The 21787-nt window shown below is 58.5% G+C and carries 17 protein-coding genes and 3 pseudogenes; 14 read left to right on the plus strand and 6 right to left on the minus strand.

Annotated features, from left to right (window positions below):
* Positions 1 to 221 precede the first annotated feature (221 nt).
* Entirely contained in the window at positions 222 to 602 is a 381-nt protein-coding gene (locus ACSQ9D_RS23755; protein WP_436284358.1) for a winged helix-turn-helix transcriptional regulator, read from the minus strand.
* A gap of 47 nt (positions 603 to 649) precedes the next feature.
* On the opposite strand from ACSQ9D_RS23755, the gene ACSQ9D_RS23760 reads away from it, so the two are divergent.
* A complete protein-coding gene (locus ACSQ9D_RS23760; protein ID WP_436284359.1) occupies positions 650 to 1459 on the plus strand; it encodes an SDR family NAD(P)-dependent oxidoreductase in 810 nt (269 codons plus the stop codon).
* 75 nt (positions 1460 to 1534) lie between these two features.
* Here ACSQ9D_RS23760 and ACSQ9D_RS23765 read toward each other — a convergent pair whose 3' ends face one another.
* Positions 1535 to 2461, minus strand: coding sequence for an AraC family transcriptional regulator N-terminal domain-containing protein (locus ACSQ9D_RS23765; RefSeq protein ID WP_436284360.1), 927 nt, complete (start codon positions 2459 to 2461; stop codon positions 1535 to 1537).
* Positions 2462 to 2544: 83 nt separating this feature from the next.
* Here ACSQ9D_RS23765 and ACSQ9D_RS23770 point away from each other — a divergent pair, with 83 nt between their 5' ends.
* From ACSQ9D_RS23770 to ACSQ9D_RS23815, 10 genes and pseudogenes are all read left to right on the plus strand, one after another.
* Entirely contained in the window at positions 2545 to 3372 is an 828-nt protein-coding gene (locus ACSQ9D_RS23770) for an oxidoreductase (protein WP_436284361.1), read from the plus strand.
* Between the two features lie 60 nt (positions 3373 to 3432).
* The gene (locus tag ACSQ9D_RS23775) at positions 3433 to 4023 is read left to right on the plus strand and encodes a TetR/AcrR family transcriptional regulator (protein ID WP_436284362.1); all 591 of its coding nucleotides are present in this window, start codon (positions 3433 to 3435) and stop codon (positions 4021 to 4023) included.
* Between the two features lie 74 nt (positions 4024 to 4097).
* A complete protein-coding gene (locus ACSQ9D_RS23780; RefSeq protein WP_436284363.1) occupies positions 4098 to 4727 on the plus strand; it encodes a hypothetical protein in 630 nt (209 codons plus the stop codon).
* Between the two features lie 106 nt (positions 4728 to 4833).
* The gene (locus tag ACSQ9D_RS23785; RefSeq protein ID WP_436284364.1) at positions 4834 to 5688 is read left to right on the plus strand and encodes a cytochrome b/b6 domain-containing protein; all 855 of its coding nucleotides are present in this window, start codon (positions 4834 to 4836) and stop codon (positions 5686 to 5688) included.
* Positions 5685 to 6461 carry a molybdopterin-binding protein gene (locus ACSQ9D_RS23790; protein WP_436284365.1) on the plus strand — a complete coding sequence of 259 codons (777 nt, stop codon included), beginning with the start codon at positions 5685 to 5687 and terminating at the stop codon, positions 6459 to 6461. The genes ACSQ9D_RS23785 and ACSQ9D_RS23790 overlap by 4 nt, the downstream gene beginning before the upstream one ends.
* 102 nt (positions 6462 to 6563) lie before the next feature.
* Positions 6564 to 6737, plus strand: a complete 174-nt coding sequence (locus ACSQ9D_RS23795; protein WP_436284366.1) for a hypothetical protein — start codon at positions 6564 to 6566, stop codon at positions 6735 to 6737.
* A pseudogene (locus ACSQ9D_RS23800) lies at positions 6730 to 7431 on the plus strand (IS6 family transposase). The gene ACSQ9D_RS23795 and the pseudogene ACSQ9D_RS23800 overlap by 8 nt, the downstream one beginning before the upstream one ends.
* A gap of 406 nt (positions 7432 to 7837) precedes the next feature.
* A complete protein-coding gene (locus ACSQ9D_RS23805) occupies positions 7838 to 8803 on the plus strand; it encodes a sugar-binding protein (protein ID WP_436284367.1) in 966 nt (321 codons plus the stop codon).
* Between the two features lie 76 nt (positions 8804 to 8879).
* Positions 8880 to 10421: a sugar ABC transporter ATP-binding protein gene (locus ACSQ9D_RS23810; protein ID WP_436284368.1), complete on the plus strand. Its 1542-nt coding sequence runs from the start codon at positions 8880 to 8882 to the stop codon at positions 10419 to 10421.
* Positions 10422 to 10463: 42 nt separating this feature from the next.
* Positions 10464 to 11489, plus strand: a complete 1026-nt coding sequence (locus ACSQ9D_RS23815; protein ID WP_436284369.1) for an ABC transporter permease — start codon at positions 10464 to 10466, stop codon at positions 11487 to 11489.
* A gap of 234 nt (positions 11490 to 11723) precedes the next feature.
* Here the strand turns inward: ACSQ9D_RS23815 and catE are convergent, their stop codons facing one another.
* Together catE and ACSQ9D_RS23825 are read right to left on the minus strand one after the other, a co-directional pair.
* A complete protein-coding gene (gene catE, locus ACSQ9D_RS23820; protein WP_436284370.1) occupies positions 11724 to 13862 on the minus strand; it encodes a catalase C in 2139 nt (712 codons plus the stop codon).
* Positions 13863 to 13949: 87 nt separating this feature from the next.
* Complete coding sequence (locus ACSQ9D_RS23825; RefSeq protein ID WP_436284371.1) at positions 13950 to 14450, minus strand: ferritin-like domain-containing protein; 501 nt, start codon at positions 14448 to 14450, stop codon at positions 13950 to 13952.
* Positions 14451 to 15183: 733 nt separating this feature from the next.
* Here ACSQ9D_RS23825 and ACSQ9D_RS23830 point away from each other — a divergent pair.
* A complete protein-coding gene (locus tag ACSQ9D_RS23830; RefSeq protein WP_436284372.1) occupies positions 15184 to 15840 on the plus strand; it encodes a DUF6766 family protein in 657 nt (218 codons plus the stop codon).
* Positions 15841 to 16329: 489 nt separating this feature from the next.
* Here ACSQ9D_RS23830 and ACSQ9D_RS23835 read toward each other — a convergent pair whose 3' ends face one another.
* Positions 16330 to 18099, minus strand: coding sequence for an adenylate/guanylate cyclase domain-containing protein (locus ACSQ9D_RS23835; protein WP_436285154.1), 1770 nt, complete (start codon positions 18097 to 18099; stop codon positions 16330 to 16332).
* A 412-nt stretch (positions 18100 to 18511) separates the two neighbouring features.
* Between ACSQ9D_RS23835 and ACSQ9D_RS23840 the strand changes: the two are divergent.
* Positions 18512 to 19041, plus strand: a pseudogene (locus ACSQ9D_RS23840) (nucleoside kinase).
* On the opposite strand, the pseudogene ACSQ9D_RS23845 reads toward ACSQ9D_RS23840, so the two are convergent.
* Positions 19038 to 19329: pseudogene (locus ACSQ9D_RS23845) on the minus strand (transposase); the annotation flags it as partial. The pseudogenes ACSQ9D_RS23840 and ACSQ9D_RS23845 sit on opposite strands and share 4 nt — an antisense overlap.
* Before the next feature lie 267 nt (positions 19330 to 19596).
* Between ACSQ9D_RS23845 and ACSQ9D_RS23850 the strand changes: the two are divergent.
* Positions 19597 to 21681: a carboxy terminal-processing peptidase gene (locus ACSQ9D_RS23850; protein WP_436284373.1), complete on the plus strand. Its 2085-nt coding sequence runs from the start codon at positions 19597 to 19599 to the stop codon at positions 21679 to 21681.
* Positions 21682 to 21787 lie beyond the last annotated feature (106 nt).

Consider the following 21787-nt stretch of genomic DNA (forward strand, 5'->3'; position numbering starts at 1 on the left):
GGAAGAAGCCGTCAATGACTGCTGCGCTTCGAGCGCGTCCAAAAGCGAGGCTCTCCAGACCCTGATCCCATGCATGCGTGCAGCGGCTCCAAACGCAAGGGGCCAACAGACTGCGAAGAGAAGCGTGACCCGCGTGAACGATCAGGCCACCGAAGATCAGAAATGAGCTTGACCCCAATGCCCGATTAGAGAAGCAGTTATCCGCTCAACGCGATATCTAGTTAGCTTTGTTCGGGATGATACCGTGAAAACTCCCTTACCGACATCAGAACCGGCATCAGGCCATGACCCGCATTGGTGAGGGAATACTCGACACGCGGCGGCTGCTCTCCGAAGTCACGCCGCGCGACAAGCCCGTCGCTCTCCAGTTCCCTGAGGTGCTGCGTAAGCATTTTTTGCGAGATACCCGGCATATCTCGCAATAGCTGCGACGTCCGCATCGACGGTTCCGCGAATAGGCGAAACAAGATCGGCAGCTTCCATCTTCCGCCGATCATGCGAAGTACGCGAGTGACGTGAGCGACGGAGCCTTCCGGCCCCAGGCACAACGACCTCTCTTCGTATTCCATGGGCACTTTTAAGTGCGTAATTGTCTCATTCATCAGTCTGCTTTCTTATCGATCCATCACGTTCACACAGGAAATTCGAGATGGATTTGAAACTCGACGGAAAAGTAGCACTCGTAACCGGAAGCAGCAAAGGCATAGGTGAAGCGGTAGCCCGAGGCCTTGCGCATGAGGGAGCTATTGTCGTCGTCCACGGACGAAACAAGGCCAAAACCGAGGAAGTCGCTCACGATATCGTTGCCAAGGGCGGTCGTGCCTATGCAGTCATCGGCGATCTTACGAAGGAGGACGAGGTCCAACGCCTTGTTGACGAGGGACAGGCGTTCGTTAAGCCTATCGACATCGTGATCAACAATGCGGGCGGGTCCGGCGAGACGCAGGATTGGGCCACGACGCGCCCCGAGACGTGGGCGACCGGTTACGACCGGAACGTTCTTGCGGCGGTCAGGGTCACCACCCGCCTCCTGCCGAGCATGCGGGAGGCGAAATGGGGGAGGGTCGTCAACATTTCCAGTATGGCCGCGTTGATGCCTCCGTACAAAAGACCGGATTACGCGGCGGCCAAGGCGGCGATGATTGCAATGACGGCCTCTCTGGCCAAGGCTGTCGCCATGGATGGAATAACGGTGAACACCCTATCGCCCGGAACAATCCATAGCGTGAGCCTCGACGAAGTTTTCCGCAATGCTGCCGTCAATCAGGGACTTGCAGCCGATGCGCCGTGGCAGGATATTGAGCGAACGGTGCTACCGATGTTTGCCCAGGTCCCCATGGGACGGGTCGGAGCCCTTGAAGAGATTGCCGATGCTGTCTCGTTCCTCGTCAGTCCTCGAGCCAGTTACATAACAGGTGCGAACCTGAGGCTGGACGGCGGGATGTGGCCTGGACTTTAGCCTTCACCTGGCCGCTTCGGGCCGACAGCAGTCATGGCTCAAAAGCGCCGAAAGCGGACGACCTGAGCGTGATAGTCAGCCAGGTTCGCCGAGGTGGCGTTGGACCCACTTCATCTCTTCCGATGCCGTGCGCCCGAAATGCCGTTTGAAGTCGCGGCTGAATTGAGCTTGGCTTGCGTAGCCGACCGAAGCTGCGACCTCTGCGATCGTTCTGCTCTGGCGTGCGATCATCAATCTTGCTTCGTGGAGCCGCATCGCTTTCACGTACTGCATTGGACTGCTGCCGGTCAGCCCCTTGAAATGGACATGGTAGGAAGGAATGCTCATGCCCACTTCTCTTGCGAGATCCGCTACCGCGATTTCGCAGCCATAGTTTTCCCGCAACCAGGCCAGGCTCAGAATGAGTTTTCCGGATGTGCCTTTCTGCTGAAGGGCAGCGATCATCGCGCCGCCTTGCGGGCCAACCAAGACCCGGTAATGCAGTTCACGCAGAATGCTGGCACCAAGCACAGCAACGTCAGCGGAGCTGCGAAGTGCCCTCAGCAGGCGCAGCAGGACATCCTCGATGTCGGTCGCCATCCTGCTCGACACGAGACTTCTTGGCTTGTCGCTTGTCAGTTCGGCGTGCTTTTCCACTTGTATGGCGATCTCTGCTGCCATCTGCATATCGAACTCAATATAGACCGCAAGCAACGGCCGCTCCGGACTGGCCGTCGACGTCATCCGGAATGGAACGGGGAGCGAAACCGCCAGATAGTGTTCCTCATCGTAGACGAAGACTTCCTCTTCGAGGATGCCCTGCTTGCTTCCCTGTAATACGAACACCGCGCCTGGCTTATAGAGCACCGGGATGTCGTGAAGCACGGCCTCCGTCCGCAATATGCGGACGGAATCGAGCGCGGTCGGATTGTATCCGTGACGGGGGGCGAGAACTCCGGCCAACTCCACCATCTCGCGTCGCCTGGATAGGTCCCGATCGCCAGGCATAGGATTTGGCAACATATTCATAGAATCCGCAATCGAAGAACAGGCTTCTTCATACTATTTGTCAAATACAATCCTCAATCAAGGAACGTTTGCAGATCATGTCACGAAAGACCTTCTTCATCACTGGAGCAAATTCCGGCTTCGGGCTGGCCATTGCTTCTGCGGCTGTCCAGACGGGCCACACGGTGATTGGTACCGTTCGCTCGGAAGCGTCACGCACAGCGCTCGCCAAAGCCCTCCCTTCAGTCCGACCGGTCCTCTGCGACGTAACGGAGTTCGACCGTATACCCGATGTCGTCCGGCAGGCGGAGGACGAGCATGGACCGGTTGACGTGCTGATCAACAATGCCGGTTACGGCCACGAGGGCGTGCTTGAGGAGTCGCCGATTGAAGAAATGCGGCGTCAGTTCGACGTGAATGTCTTCGGCGCCGTCGCTGTGGCCAAGGCATTTCTTCCCAGGTTCCGTGAGCGACGCAGTGGATTCATCGTCAACGTCACTTCGATGGGCGGTATGATCACCATGCCCGGTATCGCGTACTATTGCGGCAGCAAGTTTGCTCTTCAAGGCATATCGGACGTGATGCGCTCGGAAATGGCGCCGTTCGGTGTCCACGTGACTACTCTATGCCCCGGCTCCTTCCGGACAGACTGGGCGGGACGATCGATGGTCCGCACAGAGCGGTCCATCGCGGACTATGATAGCCTTTTTGATCCGATCCGTGAGGCGCGACAGGCCGTAAGCGGCAAGCAACTCGGTGACCCAGACAAACTGGCAGCGGCCGTTTTGACCTTGGTTGAATCCGATGATCCTCCGCCGCAGCTTCTGCTTGGCAGTGATGCCCTGAAGTTTGTGTCGGTTCGAATCGAGCGCCTCCAGCAGGAGATTGAGGCGTGGAAGTGGATCACCGTCTCGACCGATGGGTGACGGCGCAGGAGCTCTGCCTTTCTGCTTGACGGCCTTCCTACTGGAAGGTAGGAATGACGCATGAGCAACCTTTTGACGACGTCCGACGAAATCCTGGATTCGGCGCGAACACTGATCATGACCGGAGGATATAACGGCTTCAGCTATGCCGATATTGCTGAAGTCGTCGGGATCCGCAAGGCCAGCATCCATCACCATTTTCCGAGCAAAGTCGATTTGGTCCGCGTGCTTGTAACGCGATATCGTGAAGATGCCGAGGTGGCTGTGGCGGGTCTGGAGCAAAACGTAAAGGATCCCCTCGAGCTTCTCAAAACCTACGCGGGACACTGGGCTAAGTGCATTGAGGACGCAAGCCGGCCTTTTTGCGTGTGCGCTCTGCTGGCGAGTGAACTGCCGGCGCTGCCGCCGGAAGTCGCGGGGGAGGTGAAGGCTTTTTTCCGCTTTGCTTCGACATGGCTGACCTCAGTCATGGAACGAGGCTCGAAGGAGGGAGCTTTGAATCTGTCAAGCGAACCTCGCGTTGAGGCTGAAGCGTTCATGGCCTCCGTTCATGGAGCCATGCTTTCAGCGCGTGCTTACGGGACCCCGGAGGTGTTCGCCACCATTCTGGCGCCCACCCTGAAGCGGCTGTCTCCGACCGTCGCTCAATAGAAGCTTCTGGCGGAACTAGACCGCCCGGAGCGACAATTGCGCCCAAACAAACTACCAACTAGTAGGAAGAAGCAATGATCAAGAATTTTTTCCACGCCCTCGTGCTGGGACTGTCCGCTATCGCATCGGCGGTTATTCTAGCGGCGCCTATACATGCCGAAGAAAAGAAGGCCGAGCAGGTCCATGTGCGGGGCAGCATCGTCAACTACAGCGGATCGACCCTCAAGGTGAAGACCCGCGAAGGAGAGATCGTTGATGTCGCCCTCGCTGACGACTGGAAGGTTTCCAGCGTGGCAAACGCAAAGGTCACTGACATCAAGCCTGGCGACTTCGTTGGCATCGCATCTCTGCCGAAAGAGGGCGGTGGTGACGGTGCGCTTGAGGTGCTCATCTTCCCGCCGGCACTGAAGGGAGCAGGTGAGGGCAGCTACGGCTGGGACCTTAAGCCTAACAGCAGCATGACCAATGCTACCGTGGCGGATGCCGTCAAAGGCGTCGATGGCCGGACGGTCACCGTTTCCTATCATGGCAAGGAAAAGAAGATCTCTATTCCGGACGGCACGCCCGTCGTGACCTTTGCCCCGGCAACCAAGGATGATCTCGTTGCCGGCGCCGTCGTCTTCGTACCTGCCGAGAAGGCTGCAACCGGTATCATCGCCCACCAGCTCCTCGTCGGAAAGAATGGCGTGGTTCCGCCTATGTGAGCCACGTCGTCGCCGGTCGGCTCGGCCGCCCCACCGGTTCGGCCGGCGACTACCAAAAAATCCTGCCTGAGCTGATTCGATGAATAGTATGGACTGAGGACGTCGCATGAACGAGAATGCCACAAATGACCACGTTCGACTTCCTCGGACGATCTTCATCCGCCGCCACTCCCTCGTCACGCGGCTCACTCATTGGCTGAACGCGCTTTGCTTGAGCTTCCTCCTGTTGAGCGGGCTGCAGATTTTCAACGCCCATCCGGAGCTCTATTGGGGCCATTACGGCGCAGACGGCGACCCTGCTGTCTTGACGATTGGTGCCGAGGGACAAGGAGGCGAAACGCGCGGTTTCGTGCGTGTCGCAGGCGTCCAGTTTGCGACGACCGGCGTCCTCGGAGTTTCGGACGACGAAGGTGAGCGGACGCCGCGGGCATTCCCGGCTTGGGCTACCATACCGTCGTTTCAGGATCTCGCGGCTGGGCGCCGCTGGCATTTCTTCTTTGCCTGGCTGTTTCTTATCAACGGCATCCTCTACCTCGGCTTCAGTGTCTTAAGCGGCCACTTCTGGCGAGACCTTGCACCGACAACTCGAGAGCTTTCGCCACGTCATCTGTGGCACGAAGTGCTTGACCACGTGCGTCTTCGCTTCCCGGAAGGGGAGGAGGCAAAGCGTTACAGCGCGCTTCAGAAGCTGACCTACCTTGTCGTCATTGTTGTTCTGCTGCCCCTCATGGTCCTTACAGGTCTGACAATGTCACCCGGCGTCGACGCTGCATTTCCCGGGCTGGTGGATGTCTTCGGGGGACGCCAATCCGCTCGAACCATCCACTTCATCACCGCATCGCTTCTGGTGCTCTTCGTCGTCGTTCACATCGCGATGGTCGTGCTGTCGGGGAGCTGGAAAAATATTCGTTCGATGATCACCGGCCGCTACGCGATCCAGGTCAAGGGCCTGAAATCATGAGCCACCTTCTCACCCGCCGCCGGTTCCTGATTGGCAGCGCACTTGGGGCCAGTGCCCTGACCCTTTCCGGATGTGACCTGCTGGAGCAAAACACCGATGTGGCGGCTGTCATCCGCTCGGCGGAAACGCTGACGATGAAAGCTCAAAGGCTGCTTCAGGGGCGTGATGCCTTGGCCCGCGAATTTGCCGAGTCGGATATTTCGCCGTCCTTCAGGGTCAACGGCACGAGCGCACCGGACAGCGAGGAGTACGCCGCGTTCGCCGACGGCAAATTCGCAACCTGGCGGCTGAAGATCGACGGCCTTGTGGACCGGCCCCAGGAGTTGTCGCTCGCAGATCTCAAGAAGCTTCCGGCCCGCACCCAGATCACCCGCCACGACTGTGTGGAGGGATGGAGCGCCATCGGAAAATGGACCGGAGTGCCACTCGGCATTCTCTTGAGTTCGGTCAGCCTCAAGCCAACGGCGCGATACGCGGTCTTCCATTGTGCTGACGAACTGGAGAAGACGCTCGATGGGAGTGGACGCTACTATGAGAGCATCGACCTGATCGACGCGTGTCATCCGCAAACCATCCTGGCCTATCAGATGAACGGTCAGGACCTCAGCATAGGCCACGGTGCTCCTCTTCGTCTGAGGGTCGAGAGACAGCTAGGATACAAGCAGGCGAAATACATTATGCGCATCGAGCTCGTCGAGAGCTTTGCAAGTTTCTGGGGCGGTAACGGCGGTTACTGGGAAGATCGAGGATACGAGTGGTACGCGGGCATCTAGACCGGTTGCCTTCTTCCGACCTGGCAACGTCTTTGGGTTCGACTTCAGCGCTCGCCATTGGTGAGAATCTCGCTCTCAGATCAAGAAGGAGAACATTGATGCATGCACGAGTTCCGCGCCGTCGAGCATCCGATCAGCGCCGACGAGATCGCCGAATGGCCACCACCGCAGCAGGCCCACTGGTCAGGCCGGAAAAGAGGTATTTTGGTCGGCGGCGATGGCATCGTCAAGTTAACGGAAATTGGCTTCCGCTGTGCGACACTCGGCGATGACTGATCGTGACCCGCTCTACCGTCGCCATCGCTTTCCCGCCGAGATTATCGCCCACGCGGTTTGGCTCTACTTCCGCTTTCCGTTGAGCTTGCGGATGGTCGAGGACATGTTAGCAGCAAGAGGGATTATCGTCTCGCATCAGACGGTCCGGATGTGGGCAGAGAAATTCGGACGCTCCTTCGCCAACCAGATCCGTCGGCGTTCGTCCGGCCGGCTCGGCGATAAATAGCATCTCGATGAAGCCGTCGTTTCGCTCGGCGGCAAGAAGTATTGGCTTTGGCGCGCCGTCGATCAGGACGGTTTCGTCCTGGACGTTCTCGTGCAAAGTCGCCGCAACGCCAAGGCAGCCAAACGTCTGATGCGCAAGTTGGTGAAGAGCCAAGGTCGAGCGAAACGGGTGCTGATCACCGACAAGCTTCGCTCCTACGACGCTGCAAAGCAGGAGATCATGCCAGGTGTCGAGCACCGCTCCCACAAAGGCCTGAACAATCGGGCAGAGAATTCTCACCAGCCAGTCCGGCGGCGAGAACGGATCATGAAGCGCTTCAAGTCAAAGCGACATTTGCAACGCTTTGTCTCTATCCACGATCCGATTGCCAACCTGTTTCACATCCCGCGCCACGACATTCCCTCTAGCCGTCATCGCGAACTGCGCGCTGCGGCGATGACCATGTGGGCTGAAATCACCCGGGTATGACCGGGCAGCCGAGAACGAAGGCCGGTTACCGCCTGACGGACGTTAAGTTTACGGTGCCCTGTGCCCGCTTCTGGCGGCGCAAAGCAGAAATAATTTTCTCTTTCCGGTCTAAGGCTTGCAACTAAAGTCTATGTTTGATCAGGTCACTGCAACTAAATACAACTGAAAGCCTCCCGCACGCGAAGCTTTTGCATTTGTGCCGCCGTGGGCGGATTTGACCTAGCATCAACATGTATTGGTCTACATTCATAATACTATTTACTAATTAAGATTCTGGTATACCGTCGGGGAGCGATCGGCACCTATGCCACACGTCACTTCGCGACGGGCCCTTGGAGGGGGCGCGCATCCGGCCGGCCGTAAGTCGCGAACGGGCCCTCGCACTGCGGCCCTCGGGAGGTGTATTATGAAACAGCTGAAACGCAAAAATGCAGCCCTGTTCTTCGCCGGGTTGATGCTGAGTGCGGCACCGATGGCTGCATCCCACGCTGCCGACAAGCCGACGCTCGCATTCGTCGTCAACGGGGCGTCCGACTTCTGGAAAGCCGCCGAGGCGGGGGTGAAGAAGGCGCAGGGCGAAATGCCGGACTACACCATGGAGCTGAAGTATCCTGAGCAGGCGGCTGTCGCCATTCAGCAGCGTCTCATGGAAGATCTCGTCAGCGCCGGCGTCAAGGGGATCATGGTTTCCGCCGTCGATCCCAAGACCCAGACGGACGGCCTCAACAAGATCGGCTCGCAGACGGCTCTCTTCACCACCGACAGCGACGCGCCGAAGACCAACCGCGTCGCCTATATCGGTTCTTCGAACGTCGACGCCGGCAAGCAGGCCGCCGAAATCGCCAAGAAGGCGATGCCGGACGGCGGCAAGTGCATGGGCTTCGTCGGTCTGCTGGGTGCCGATAACGCCCGCGAACGCATCGAAGGCATGAAGGAGGGGCTCAAGGGCACCAAGATCGAGCTTGTCGATGTTCGCGGTGACGACATCGACCAGACCCGTGCCAAGAAAAACGTCGAGGACGCGCTGGTAGCCAGCCCCGACCTGACCTGCATGGTCGGGTTCTACTCCTACAACACGCCGCGCATCTATGAGGCGCTGCGCGACGCAGGCAAACTCGGCCAGATCACCGTCGTCGGCTTTGATGACGACCCGATCACGCTCGGCGGCGTCAAGGAAGGCACGATCGCCGCGACCGTCGTACAGCAGCCGTTCGAATGGGCCTATCAGGGCATGAAACTGATGGCCGCCTACCTCAAGGGGGACAAGTCCGGCGTTCCCGCCAACGGCTTGATCATTATCCCCACGGTGATCATCGGCAAGGATGACGTTGACAAGTATGCCGCCAACCTGAAGGCCATGACTGGAAAATAACCCGCCTTCGCGGCGGCGGCACTCGCCGCTGCCGCGAAACGATCACGCCGACAGTATTAGCAGTCATGGACAGGCGATGAATCACAGCTCCGACATTCCGTCATCGGACGCGCCCTCAACGCCGTTCCTTTCGCTTTCCGGAGTTGGCAAGACCTATCCAGGCGTCGTTGCACTCGAGGGCCTCTCAATGGACATCGTGCCAGGCGAGGTCATCGGCCTTGTCGGCGAGAACGGGGCTGGAAAATCGACGCTGATGAAGATTCTCGGCGGCGTGATCGCACCCGACCGAGGCAAGATCCTGCTCGACGGCGCAGAACTTCGTTTCCTCACTGTGGAATCGAGTATCTCGTCCGGCATCGCCTTCGTGCATCAGGAACTCAACCTCTTTGAGAATCTCGACGTCGCCGCCAATATCTTCCTGGGGCGCGAACCGCTGAAGGCGGGACCTTTCAAGCTCGTCGATCGCGATCGACTAAGGGACATGGTAAAGCCGCTCTTGAAGCGTGTGGGCGCGCATTTTTCCGCCGACACACCCGTGGCGTCGCTTTCGCTTGCCGAGCAGCAGATGGTGGAAATCGCCAAGGCGCTGTCCATCAACGCGAGGCTCGTCATCTTCGACGAACCCACTTCCAGCCTTCCGCTGGCGGAAACCGAGCGGCTGCTCAGCATCATCAAATTGCTGAAGGCGGATGGCATCAGTGTTATTTTCATCTCGCATCGCCTCCACGAGGTTGAGCGCGTAGCCGACCGGGTCGTAGTACTCCGCGACGGCGCGCTTGTGGGCACGCTCGCCAAGAAGGACATCGGCCACGACCAGATGGTCAAGCTGATGATCGGCCGGGTGCTTGCGGCCCGTACTGCAAAGCCGCAGCGCTTGCCCGGCTCAGTTGCGCTGAAGGCAAGCGGCGTGCGCACCGCGGCCTATCCCAGCCGCCCCGTTGATCTTGAAATCAGGTATGGAGAAATCATGGGGCTTGCGGGCCTCGTCGGGTCGGGCCGCACCGAGCTCGCAAGGGTACTCTTCGGCATCGACCGGAGTTACGGCGGAGCCGTTGTGCAGGACCGACAGGAAATTGTGCTCCGTTGCGCGCGGGACGCCGTTGCTCGCGGCATTTTCCTGGTGCCGGAGGATCGCAAGCGCAACGGCATTCTTCTTGATTTCCCGATCGCCCAGAACATAACCCTTGCCGATCTCCCCATGCTCGCCAGCCGCTTCATGCTTTCCGCCGAGCGGGAGACGGCGGCGGCCGAAAAGCAGCGCGTTCGCCTCGGCATCAAGACGCCCTCCGTTTCGACTCGAACCGGCACTCTGTCCGGCGGCAACCAGCAGAAGGTGGTGCTTGCCAAATGGTTGTCGATGAGCCCGAAGGTGATGATCTTCGACGAGCCGACACGCGGCATCGATATCGGCGCGAAGAACGAGATCTACGGCCTGATGCGAGCGCTTGCCGATGCCGGTGTCGCGATCCTGATGATCTCCAGCGACATGGAAGAGGTGATCGGCGTTTCTGACCGCATTGCCGTCATGCATGAGGGCCAGATCGCCGGCATTCTCGATGAGGACGAATTCAGTCAAGAAAGCGTCCTTTTGCTTGCTGTCGGCAAAGGCGTAAAATAGCCGCTGCGGCGATATAATTAGGTATCGGGGAATGGATCTCGAATGATCAAAAAAGATCTTGGACTGCTGCTGTTGATCGTCGTCGTCGGCATCGTCGTCGCCATCATCAATCCGCGCTTCCTGCTGCCAATCAACCTGGCGAATACCGCCAACCTGATCGGCCTGTTCGGCATCCTGTCGATCGGCCAGGCCTACGTCATCATTACAGGCGGTATCGAACTTTCCGTGGGCTCGCTCGTAGCACTTCTTGGCGTGCTGTTTGTCGATTTCGTCGCGGTCCAGGATATGTCATGGCTGCTGGCGCTACCACTCATTCTAGTGCTCGGCGCGGCCATAGGTGCCATTCACGGCTGGCTGATCACCCGGCTGAACCTGCAACCCTTCGTCGTCACCCTCTGCGGCCTCCTTATCTATCGCGGGGCGGCGCGCTTCTATACGGCCGACGGAACGGCGGGTTTTGCGTTCGGCCAAAATTTCCCAGACCTTGAATTTCTGACCGCTGGACGGTTCTACGGCGTTCCCAACACCTTCATTGCGCTCGTCATCATTTCCGTGGTCATGTGGGTGGTGCTGCATCGCTCTGTCTTTGGGCGTTATCTTTACGCGATCGGCAAGAACGAGGAGGCGGCCCGCTATTCCGGTATCCGCACCGGCCGGATGGTGATGTCGGCCTATGTCATCTGCGGACTGCTTACGGCGCTTTCGGCGATCTATTTCGCCATGTACACACGCTCGATCTCGCCGGCGAGCCATGGCCAGTTCTATGAACTCTATGCGATTGCCGCTGCCGTACTCGGCGGCTTTTCGCTCCGCGGCGGCGAGGGATCGATCGTTGGCGTCGTGCTCGGAACGGTCCTGCTCCAGGAGTTGCAGAACCTCGTGAATCTGCTTGGCATCCCCTCATCGCTGAATTTCGCCGTCATGGGTGGCGTGATCCTCATTGGCGTCCTGATCGACCAACAATGGAACGCGATCCGCGCACAGCGCCGCCTCGTCTCTGCCGCCCGGCAGACCGAAGCCCGTGTTCCGGACGAAGGCACATTGCCGGTGGTTGCCAATCAGGACTAGGCCGGTGGATGAGACCAGCGTATAAGGCTGCCGCTAGCGAACCATGCAGCCTCTTCAGCCTTGGCATGCTGGACGTTCGTGCCTTGCTGCTTATCGATCTCATGCCCGTTCCGACTCGTTCTGATCTTCTTGCACCGAGTATTAACCCCGAGTGACTGGTGTGGCGTCACCCATTTTATTGAACCCAAACGAGGTCTTTGCCTCGACATCTGTATTCGACGGGCGGTGGGGTAGTCATGCTTTGATCTGCGCCGATGCCTTGCCCAGCTTCACTGATGGCTCACGTCCCCACAAGCGCAGCTTGCCAAGCTCGGCGACGAAGGCAGCAAGGCCCTCGTCTCCCGGTAGCATCCAGACGCCCTCGTCGAGAGCGTCCGCAATACCAGCCTTTTCAAGGAGGGGCAGCGCCGACTGGTCATAGCCGATGAACTTGCAGTGCTGGAAGGCATCGGCGACGAAGTCACGCGCGGTTGCCTCCTTCACGAGGTCGTCCATGGCAGCGGACGACGTGAGAAGAGCCACAGCGTCAAAGAGGACAGATGGCCCGCCATCGATCATATGGTGGGCCTCTACCCATGTCCCGTCAGAGGCCGTAACACCACCCACCTTCGGCGCGATCAGCTCGAAGACGGCCTTTTCCTTTGTAATTGCTGCCGCAAGGCCATTCAGAAGCTTTGCGTCCACGCCATCGGTCACCAGTATGCCGAGTTTTCGTCCTTCAAAGCGTTTCGGCCCACGCTCGACGATGCTGAGGGCCGGCGATGGGTGGAGGTCCTGGCGAGTTGGCACCGCTGCATCAGCCGGCTCCGGCATCGACTGGAAACCGAGCTTGTGGGCGACGGTGGAGGCAAGGGTCTCATCTATGTTCAGAAGATGCGAAACCATCCGTTCGCGGATGGCTGATGTTTGGACCTTGGCGAGTTCAAAGGTCAACGCGGCCGCGATGTGGCGCTGTTCCGCTGATGTCTGGCTGATGTAGAACTGCCGGGCCTGACTGTAATGATCGGCAAAGCTTTCCGGGCGCAGCCGCGCCTTCGTACCCTGCTCTTCAGCGGGGAAATGGCGATACCCTTTGACGGCCGACTCCCGAGGTCCCTCGCCGAAGGAGTTCGGCTGATAGTTGACCCGGCCAACCGGATTGCGCATCGCCATGTGCCCGTCCTGCTGGAAATGTGCGAAAGGACATTTCGGCGCATTGATCGGCAGGTGCGTGAAGTTCGGCCCGCCAAGCCGCTTCAACTGTGTATCTAGGTAGGAGAAGTTGCGGCCCTGCAGCAGCGGGTCGTTGCTGAAATCGATGCCCGGCGGGACGTTCTGGGTCATGAATGCCACCTGCTCGGTCTCTGCAAAGAAGTTGTCAGGCATACGATCGAGCACCAGGCGACCGACCGGCTGCGGGGGTAGGATTTCCTCCGGAATAATTTTTGTCGGGTCGAGCACATCGAAGTCGAAGCTATCGGCAAAGTCCTGGTCGAAGAGCTGGACCTGCAGTTCCCATTCCGGAAAGTTGCCGGACTGTATCGACTGCCAGAGATCCCGGCGATGGAAGTCCGGATCGGCGCCATTGATCTTGACGGCTTCGTTCCAGGCGACTGACTGCAGGCCAAGCTTTGGTTTCCAGTGGAATTTGACGAAGGTCGACTCTTCCTTGGCGTTGACCAGGCGGAAGGTATGGACGCCAAAGCCCTCCATGAAGCGGAAGGAGCGCGGGATGGTGCGATCCGACATGATCCACATGATCATGTTCATGCTCTCCGGCGTCAGGCTGATGAAATCCCAGAAATTGTCATGGGCGGTCTGTGCCTGTGGGAACGCTCTGTCGGGCTCCTGCTTGGCAGCATGGATGAGATCGGGAAACTTGATTGCATCCTGGATGAAGAACACCGGGATGTTGTTCCCCACCAGATCCCAGTTACCCTCCTGGGTGTACAGCTTCACCGCGAAGCCCCTAACGTCTCGGGCGAGATCTGCAGATCCTTTGTTGCCGGCGACAGTCGAGAAACGGACAAAGGCAGGTGTCCTCTCACCTGGCCGTTGGAAGAGATCCGCCTTGGTGTACGCCGCGAGCGATTGATACGTTTCGAAGAATCCGTGCGCGCCGTACCCCCGAGCATGGACGACCCGCTCGGGAATCCTTTCGTGGTCGAAGTGGAAGATCTTCTCGCGGAAATGGAAGTCGTCGACTACGATGGGACCGCGCGCACCAATGCGAAGCGAGTTCTGGTCATCGGCAACTGGCCCGCCTTGGGCGGTTGTGAGAGTCGGCTGTCCGTCTTCCGCGAACTGATGGAGCTCGCCGCCTTCGCCGCGGTGGAGCTTTTGATCGTGAATGGTGACGGTGTTGGACTGTGTGGCTCTAAGTTTCTTGGCCATATCTTGCTTCCCCTTGGGATGTCGCACGAGGTCGAAATAGGAAAAGGCCGCCCGAAGGAGCGACCTTCCTGGGCGGCTTGCCTCTGTTCAGGCGGCCTTCTTGCCCTTGGGGCTCGCTGACGCCTGTGCGAGTTGGGTAAGCTTCTTGTCGGTGGCTTCCTCTTCGGTAAGGGTTGCCTGAAGAAGCCGGACCGCTTCGTTGAGGCCGAGCTGTTTGGCCCAAGCGATCAGGGTGCCATAGCGCGCAATCTCGTAGTGCTCGACCGCCTGAGCAGCCGAAATCAAGCCGGCATCCAGCGCGATCGAGCCCTTGTATTCCTCCATGATATCTTCGCCTTCGGCGAGGATGCCCTGGATCGCTTCGCAGGTCTTGCCACGAGCTGGCTTGCCGATTAACTCGAACACCTGCTCGAGGCGCTCAATCTGTCCCTGTGTTTCGTCGCGATGCTGCAGGAAACCTGCCTTGCCTTCTTCGGACTGTGCCGCCCGAGCCATCTTGGGAAGGGCCTTCAGGATCTGCTTTTCAGCGAAATAGATGTCCTTGAGAGTATCAAGGAAAAGGTCGTTGAGGGTCTTTTCGGTAGCCATGGTGTCCTCCTATGGCATTTGCGGGCACCAAACTCCGCGTGATGGTGGATGTTCCCGTGCAAGAAATGATGGACGTCCGTTTCCGGGACGTCGTCTCAACCTACAAAGGAGAGAAAGCCGGTCGGCATTACTGCCAGACAGTCCTATGCAGAGAGCACGGGTCGACCGGTCGCAGGCACAACTTCCACCCAGCGCCGTTGTTCCATCGATTTCGGCCTTTTCGACAGCTTTTCGGCTCCGACAAGATTTTAGGTAGAGTTATCTCTGCCGAAAATGGATGCGGCAGGGCGGCTCAAGGCGCCGACGAAAACGAAGTGCGGAACCAACAGTTCCAGCGCCAGCACATCGTCCTAGTCGTTGATCTGTCACCTATTCCGCGAGCCCCACTAATACTCGGTGCTCGCCTAGTTAATGAGGCGGCGGTGAGGACATCGTCCTCACCGAGCAGGAAATAGATGTCGTCGCTCACCATCGTCTTGACGGGGCCTAAGAAGTTGGTCGCCGCGCCTATCTCTGCCAGGTGGTAGGCAGTCATTCATTTCGTTCATTTCGTTGACGAGGCTCTCAACTGGCAGCGAGATCCTGCCGGTGTCCGCTGGGTGGCTTGTGGTGCTTTGAAGGCAGACGCAGTGATTTACTCGTTCGCGGACGCCGGCCGCGATGCCGAGCTGCAAGAGATGAGGAACATGCCGCGCTTGTCGAAGTTATGAACGCACAACCGCGGAGGCGCGCTATGAAACTACTGCGAGACAACGGCCTCACTATCGTCCTCATCCTTCTTTCAGCAGTCACAATGGGCGGAATGCTGTTCAGTGGGTGGGTTGTCTACGACAACGAACTTGTCGAACACGGAAAGCCGCAGATCGATCTGCTGGCGTATGGGATCTCCGGACATTTTCTGTCCTCTCTTTTCGAGAACTGGGAGTCGGAATTTCTTCAGATGTCCGCTTACGTGATGCTGACGGCATTTCTGTTCCAGCGCGGATCGGCGGAGTCGAAAGACCCTGACGAACGCGCAGACCCGGATGAAGACCCTGCCGGTAGAGTAGCCCTGGATTCCCCTTGGCCCGTCCGCTTCGGCGGATGGGTACGGCAAGCTTACTCATATTCGCTCGGGACGGCCCTGGGCGTGCTGTTTGTTCTGACGTTTGTGCTCCATTTGATTTATAGCGCCGAGGCAAACAACGTGGAGGCGGTGATGAATGGTCAGCCCATGATAACGATCCGGGAGCACATGAGTAGCTCCCAATTCTGGTTTGAATCATTTCAGAACTGGCAGTCCGAGTTTCTATCCACCGCCGTCGTCGTCGTGCTTTCGATCTTTCTGCGCTTCAAAGGCTCTCCTGAATCGAAGCCGGTTGACGCGCCGCACCATGAGACGGGTGGTTAGTTCAGCGCCTAGGGAGCCCTTGCGTGGTCATTTGTCGTGTGGCGGTTGCTGCGGCTCGGGACGATCGCTTCCGCTGAGAGACCCATGGTTGTCTCGACGCGCCAGGAAGAGGTGCGAGAAATCTGAAATGCGGGGAGGGCGGGTCGCCCTAACGGATAAGGAACCCTAAGACGGTGCTTGCAACTGTGAGCTTGAAGGGCGCAAGCATCCAGAATTCCAGGGGCTGATGCTTTCCGCGGCGAGCGTGTCCGGCACAGGCGGCAAGGGTTGCGACGTTGATTCCCCAATGGGGTGTGGGGGCGCGTTGCAAGGCTTGGAAGTTACGGTACCAACAGGAATAGGCTGGCCGAGCTCAGGGACGTCTATCATTTTGGTTGCTTGCGCTGACGAAGTACACATCGCACGGGCATGTTCCGAACCCAATCGGGCCGAACTTCGAGGCGCCCGATCCGGTGCATCCGGCGGAGGGCAAGGCGGGAGCAGGAGGCTTTATTGCACCCCGATGTCGTTCGCTGGCAAGCCGTCGTCCGCACCCGCTTTGACAAGCCCGTCGCGGATGTGCTGCGTGTCGGATTCTTGAGCGTAGTGCAGGGTGGCGAGGAAGGACTCGAGGCCGAAGTCGGGGGCGATCGCTCTGACCTTCTTCAAATGCGCAGAACCAGCAACGTCGTCGCCGAGCCAACCGTAGCAGGCGGCGACGAAGGCGTGCTGGACATGATCCATCACCGAAAGGTGCATGAATGCCTCGATTGCTTCACCGTATTGCCGCGCGGCGAAATACGCCTTCCCGAGATGACTCCAGAATCGTTCCGGGTGATGGGGATTGAGCCGCATCGCCTTGCGAATCCACTCGACCCCTTCTTGCGGCCGACCAAGCCACGTCAGCAGCTCGCCCTGCTGGACCACCACCAGGTCGTAATTGGGATTGAGCGAAAGGGCGCGCTCCTGGTGATAGCGGGCCGTCGTCAGCTCGTTGTTGTTCACGTTCACGGCGGCGAGGATGCGATGCACGTCGGCATCGTTGTCGTCGAGCCCCAGCGCCCGTTCCAGCTCGGCAACGATCTCGGCCCAGACCGCATCCTTGTCCTCGCACCAGCCGAGCACCCACGCCTGCCCGAGGATGCAAGCCCGCCAGGCATGGGCATGCGCATATCCGGGGTCGAGTGCGAGTGCCCTGTCTATTAGGGCCTGGGCCTGCTTATTGTCAGCGACGGTGGCCCGGTGGTGCAGCACCTTGGCTGTGAGAGCACACTCGTAGGCGGCCATGTTCGCCGGCTTCGTGCGGGCGAGGTGGTCTCGTTGGGCGGCCTCGAGACGCCCTGGCAGAGTGGCCGCTATCGCCGCCGTCACCTCGTCCTGAATGGCGAAAATGTCGTCCAGTCTTCGGTCGTATCTATCGGCCCAGACATGGGCATCGTTGGCCGCGTCGATGAGCTGGACCGTCACCCGCACCCTGTCGCCGATCTTCCGGACGCTGCCTTCCACCAGATACTGGGCCCCAAGCTTCTCGGCCACTTCGCGCGCGTTCACGGGCTGATTCTTGTAGACGAAACTGGAATTGCGCGAGATGACGAAGAGTTCGTGGCGGCGCGACAGCTCGGTGATGATGTCCTCGGTCAAGCCGTCCGCGAAAAACTCCTGCTCGGGATCGCCGCTCATGTTGTCGAACGGCAGCACGACTATCGAGGGCTTGGAGACGGTTCGCTTCGCGTCCTTTTCCTCCGGCGAGGCCGGCAGGACGGAGCCCTCCAGCCCCAACCGATAAAGATGCACGGGACGGCTGATGTTCTTCAGCGTCTTCTCGCCCAGGTCCTCGATGGGGACATCGAGCCGGTCAGCAATCTGCGTCGCCACCGCAGCCGTCACGCAGATGCCCCCCACATCGGCCAGTTGCTCGATCCGGGCGGCGATATTCACGCCATCGCCAAAGATGTCGTCGTCGTCGAAAATGATATCGCCGAGATTGATGCCAATCCTAAATTCGATCCGCCGATCCTGAGGCACATCCGAATTGCGCCGCCTCATGCGCTGCTGGATTTCTACGGCGCATTTCACCGCGTCGGTGACGCTCTGGAATTCCACCAGCATGCCGTCGCCCGTCGTCTTGATGATCCGGCCCTCGTTCTTTGCGATGGCGGGATCGATCAATTCGATTCGGTGCGTTTTGAGGCGGGCGATCGTGCCTGCTTCGTCGGCCTCCATCAGCCGACTATAGCCTGCCATATCGGACGCCAGGATTGCGGCGAGTCTTTGTTTCATAAGTTGCCACCGGACTGCCAGATCAGTCGTCCGGAACGATTCTAGCGCACCCCAATGCAATCGCCTATCTTTAAGTTAGCACCTTCTTTCGAAGGAAGCTGGGTGCCGCACGGGGAAAAGCGGCATCATAGCCTGTAGTGGCCGCTGTCGCTTCGCGCTTCGATTTTCGGAGCCTCGGAAGGGTTGTGACATATTGCGATGGCGGGAGACCAATTCAGCGTCGCGATCGGAACTAAGACATTAAGTTTATTATTATCGAATGTCCGAGTGAGTCATATTCAATGACAAACTAAACTTGTTTGCTGCCTTGATTGGCTTGGCCGACTTTAACGTCCCAGACTTGTGCACCGCGCAAAGGCGACAGGGGTCTTGGCCATTGCCAAGAGCGTGCGGTTCATTGAACGAGAGCGAAATGGGCGTCAGGAACTACTTGATCGAAGGCGTTTCCGGGACTGGCAAGTCCTCAGTCGCCACCGAACTGCAGCAGCGCGGTTAGCACGCCATCCACGGTGACCGTGAGTTGTCTTATCAAGGCGATCCCCAGACGGGTAAACCGCTGGATGGCTCTGCGCGTAAGCAGAACATTCTGGATGTGGCCTTTGGGCACGAGCACCCCTTTGGAATGTCGACAAAGTCAAATCCCTGGTGGCCGATCAAAGCCACCCGATCTCCTTCTTCTGCGGCGGCTCAAGGAATTTCCATCACTTTATTGATCTGTTTGACGGGGTTTTCGTTCTCGATGTCGATTTGGACACGTTGAAGGGGCGGCTTGCAAGGAGACCTGAAGACGAGTTTGGCGGAAAACCAGCCGAACGAGAAGTGGTTGTGCGACTGCATGCGACGGAAGAAGACATTCCCAAGAACGCGACGACCATTGACGCCACTGCGCCGCTGGCCTCCGTTGTCGACGATATTCTATCGAAATGCGGAGAGGTCGACTAAGGCGCGCCGCAGTCTAGGGCATAGACATTACAACCTGATCCAGATGCCAGCTTGATGGCGGCGAGAAAGTTGCGCGGGTCTTTGTTCGTATCTGGTTGCGATGCCGCGGAACTGTTTGAGTTTGTTGAAGAAGCGTTCGATCAGATTGCGTTGGCGATAGACCGATGCGCTGAAGGGAAAGCTGGCCCTTGCGGTTCCGGTTGCCGGAATGTTGGCCCAAGCCCGTTTTTCCTTGGCCAAGTCTCGCAAGGCATTGGTGTCGTAGGCGCGGTCGGCAAGGAGGGTCGCGGCTTCGCGCATGTCCTGCAGCATCGGTTCTGCCATCTGTCGTGGGCTTGTTGTTTTCGAAGTATCGCCGGCATGCCAGGATTACCCGCAAGGCGTGGCGCTTAAGCGCTGTCAACGCGACTTCTTTTGGGCTTCCAGTCTGTCGTTTGAACGGATTTTTCGGCCGTAAGAATTGGCTCGGATGATGCACCTGGTTGCCAAAAAACCATAATTGCTCCACCTAGATCGCACATCGACGCCCGGTATTAAGAATTGGATCAACGCTGAATGCGCATACCATACGTTTTCCTCGGTGCACTTCTTGCAATCGTACAGTCCGCAAATGCTGAAGTCGCATCACCTCCTGTTTTGGCACCGCTAAAGCAACAGGCACAAGCCGCTCAGTTGAGTGCAAAATTTCTGGCGCGCTTTAGCTACAAGCCCGTTCCACTCGATGACGCCTTGTCGGCCAGGATCATGAACCGGTTCATCAAATCGCTCGATCCGGACCGCGTGCTCTTCCTGCAAGCGGACATCGACAGGTTCATGTCTGACCGCAGCGAGATCGACGATGCCATAGAACGGGAGGACTTGAAGATCCCGTTTGCGATCTTCAACGTGTATGAACGGCGCGTGGTCGACCGCATGAACTACGCGCGAGACTTGCTTAAGCAGGACTTCGATTTCGGTGCGCAGGAAGATTATTCCGTCCTGCGCGATAAAGCGCCTTGGCCGCAGTCGGAAGCCGAGAGCAATGAACTTTGGCGCAAGCGCGCCAAAAGCGACTGGTTGCGGTTGAAACTGGGCGGCAAAACCGACGCGGCTGTTCGCGAAACGCTGGACAAACGTTATGCAAACGCTCTCGAGCGCGCTTACAAGTATAAAAGCGACGACGTTTTCCAGTCGTTCATGGACGCCTATACAGGGTCTATCGACCCGCACACGGACTATTTCGGCGCGACCGCTGCGGCCGACTTCAATATCTCGATGAAGCTTTCGCTGTTCGGTATCGGTGCGGTACTGCAGGAACGCGACGACTACACGACGGTCCGTGAGCTCGTGCCTGGCGGGCCGGCGCAGTTGTCCGGCAAGCTCTCGGTCGGAGACCGCATTACCGGCGTTGGCCAAGGCAGGGATGGGGCGATAAAGGAAGTGGTGGGCACACGCCTTGATGAAGTCGTGCAAATGATACGAGGGAAAAAAGGCTCCGTCGTGCGCTTGGACATCCTGCCGGCGGATGCCGGAGCAGATGGCACCCATCGCGTTGTCAGCCTGGTGCGCGATAAAATCAACCTCGAAAAGCAGGCTGCCAGGAAGGCCGTGCTGTCCGTGAAAGTGGGCGAAGCCACGCGCAAAATCGGGGTGATTACTCTGCCGGCATTCTATGAGGATTTTGAAGCCCGGCGCAAAGGAGACAAGGACTACAGAAGCGCAAGCCGCGATGTCGCCAAGCTTCTCGGCGAACTGAAGCAAGAAAAGGTCGACAGCGTTCTCATTGACGTGCGCAACAATGGCGGCGGTTCATTGAACGAGGCGATTGATTTGACCGGTCTTTTCATCGGCAATGGCCCGGTCGTTCAGCAACGCGGTAGCGACGGTAAGGTCGCGGTAAAAAGCGCTGATTTTCCAGCGCCTGTCTGGACAGGCCCGGTGGGTGTCCTGATCAATCGCGGGTCGGCGTCGGCTTCGGAGATTTTTGCCGCGGCTATCCAAGATTACGGTCGAGGCGTGATCGTCGGCGAACCCAGTTTCGGTAAGGGTACCGTTCAAACTGTCGTCAGTCTTGACCAGATGGCTCGCAACAGCAAACCCGAATTCGGTGAGCTGAAAGTGACGATTGCCCAGTTCTTTCGTGTCAATGGCGGTACGACACAGCTGCGCGGCGTGACGCCTGATATCAGCTTGCCGGGATTTGCGGATCCGACGAGCTTTGGTGAGATGAGTTATGACAATGCCCTGCCGTGGACACAGGTCAAGCCTGCGAACTATGCGCCCACCGGTAATATAATGACGTTGCTGCCGACTTTGCAAAGCCGCCATGATGCTCGGGTGCAGAGAGATCCGGACTTCCAACGCGTTTTAGAGGACATTGCCGACCTGAAGGCGCAGCGCGAGAAAGGGGTTGTCTCCCTCAATGAAGCCGAACGTCGCAAAGAAGCTACTGCTCGAGATGATCGACTCAAGTCTCGGGCGCAAGCAAGCGATGCCGAAGATCCTGGTGGAGATGACGGCCTACAGGCAAACGAGCGCAGCCTGAGTGCTGATATTGCCATTGAAAATGCCCGCAAGAAGGCAAAGGACGTCTTGCTGGAGGAGGCCGCCGCCATTCTTGCCGATGAGGCGATTTTGCAGGAAGGCGCCTCTCCGCAGTAAATTTCGTGCAGTCATCATCGTTCCAGGCGAGCCGGACGCTAATGGTCGCGTCGATCCGGTACCTCGATCGGTTCGTCAAGCAGGATGAGGCTGGCTGTTTGCCGAG

Source organism: Rhizobium sp. LjRoot258 (genome assembly GCF_964254185.1).
In the GTDB taxonomy this organism is placed as follows: Bacteria; Pseudomonadota; Alphaproteobacteria; order Rhizobiales; family Rhizobiaceae; genus Rhizobium.

Excerpts from the sequence above, each read along its gene's own strand:
- ACSQ9D_RS23755 (WP_436284358.1), bottom strand. The coding sequence starts at position 602 with ATGAATGAGACAATTACGCACTTAAAAGTGCCCATGGAATACGAAGAG.
- ACSQ9D_RS23760 (WP_436284359.1), top strand. The coding sequence starts at position 650 with ATGGATTTGAAACTCGACGGAAAAGTAGCACTCGTAACCGGAAGCAGC.
- ACSQ9D_RS23765 (WP_436284360.1), bottom strand. The coding sequence starts at position 2,461 with ATGTTGCCAAATCCTATGCCTGGCGATCGGGACCTATCCAGGCGACGC.
- ACSQ9D_RS23770 (WP_436284361.1), top strand. The coding sequence starts at position 2,545 with ATGTCACGAAAGACCTTCTTCATCACTGGAGCAAATTCCGGCTTCGGG.
- ACSQ9D_RS23775 (WP_436284362.1), top strand. The coding sequence starts at position 3,433 with ATGAGCAACCTTTTGACGACGTCCGACGAAATCCTGGATTCGGCGCGA.
- ACSQ9D_RS23780 (WP_436284363.1), top strand. The coding sequence starts at position 4,098 with ATGATCAAGAATTTTTTCCACGCCCTCGTGCTGGGACTGTCCGCTATC.
- ACSQ9D_RS23785 (WP_436284364.1), top strand. The coding sequence starts at position 4,834 with ATGAACGAGAATGCCACAAATGACCACGTTCGACTTCCTCGGACGATC.
- ACSQ9D_RS23790 (WP_436284365.1), top strand. The coding sequence starts at position 5,685 with ATGAGCCACCTTCTCACCCGCCGCCGGTTCCTGATTGGCAGCGCACTT.
- ACSQ9D_RS23795 (WP_436284366.1), top strand. The coding sequence starts at position 6,564 with ATGCACGAGTTCCGCGCCGTCGAGCATCCGATCAGCGCCGACGAGATC.
- ACSQ9D_RS23805 (WP_436284367.1), top strand. The coding sequence starts at position 7,838 with ATGAAACAGCTGAAACGCAAAAATGCAGCCCTGTTCTTCGCCGGGTTG.
- ACSQ9D_RS23810 (WP_436284368.1), top strand. The coding sequence starts at position 8,880 with ATGAATCACAGCTCCGACATTCCGTCATCGGACGCGCCCTCAACGCCG.
- ACSQ9D_RS23815 (WP_436284369.1), top strand. The coding sequence starts at position 10,464 with ATGATCAAAAAAGATCTTGGACTGCTGCTGTTGATCGTCGTCGTCGGC.
- catE (WP_436284370.1), bottom strand. The coding sequence starts at position 13,862 with ATGGCCAAGAAACTTAGAGCCACACAGTCCAACACCGTCACCATTCAC.
- ACSQ9D_RS23825 (WP_436284371.1), bottom strand. The coding sequence starts at position 14,450 with ATGGCTACCGAAAAGACCCTCAACGACCTTTTCCTTGATACTCTCAAG.
- ACSQ9D_RS23830 (WP_436284372.1), top strand. The coding sequence starts at position 15,184 with ATGAAACTACTGCGAGACAACGGCCTCACTATCGTCCTCATCCTTCTT.
- ACSQ9D_RS23835 (WP_436285154.1), bottom strand. The coding sequence starts at position 18,099 with ATGAAACAAAGACTCGCCGCAATCCTGGCGTCCGATATGGCAGGCTAT.
- ACSQ9D_RS23850 (WP_436284373.1), top strand. The coding sequence starts at position 19,597 with ATGCGCATACCATACGTTTTCCTCGGTGCACTTCTTGCAATCGTACAG.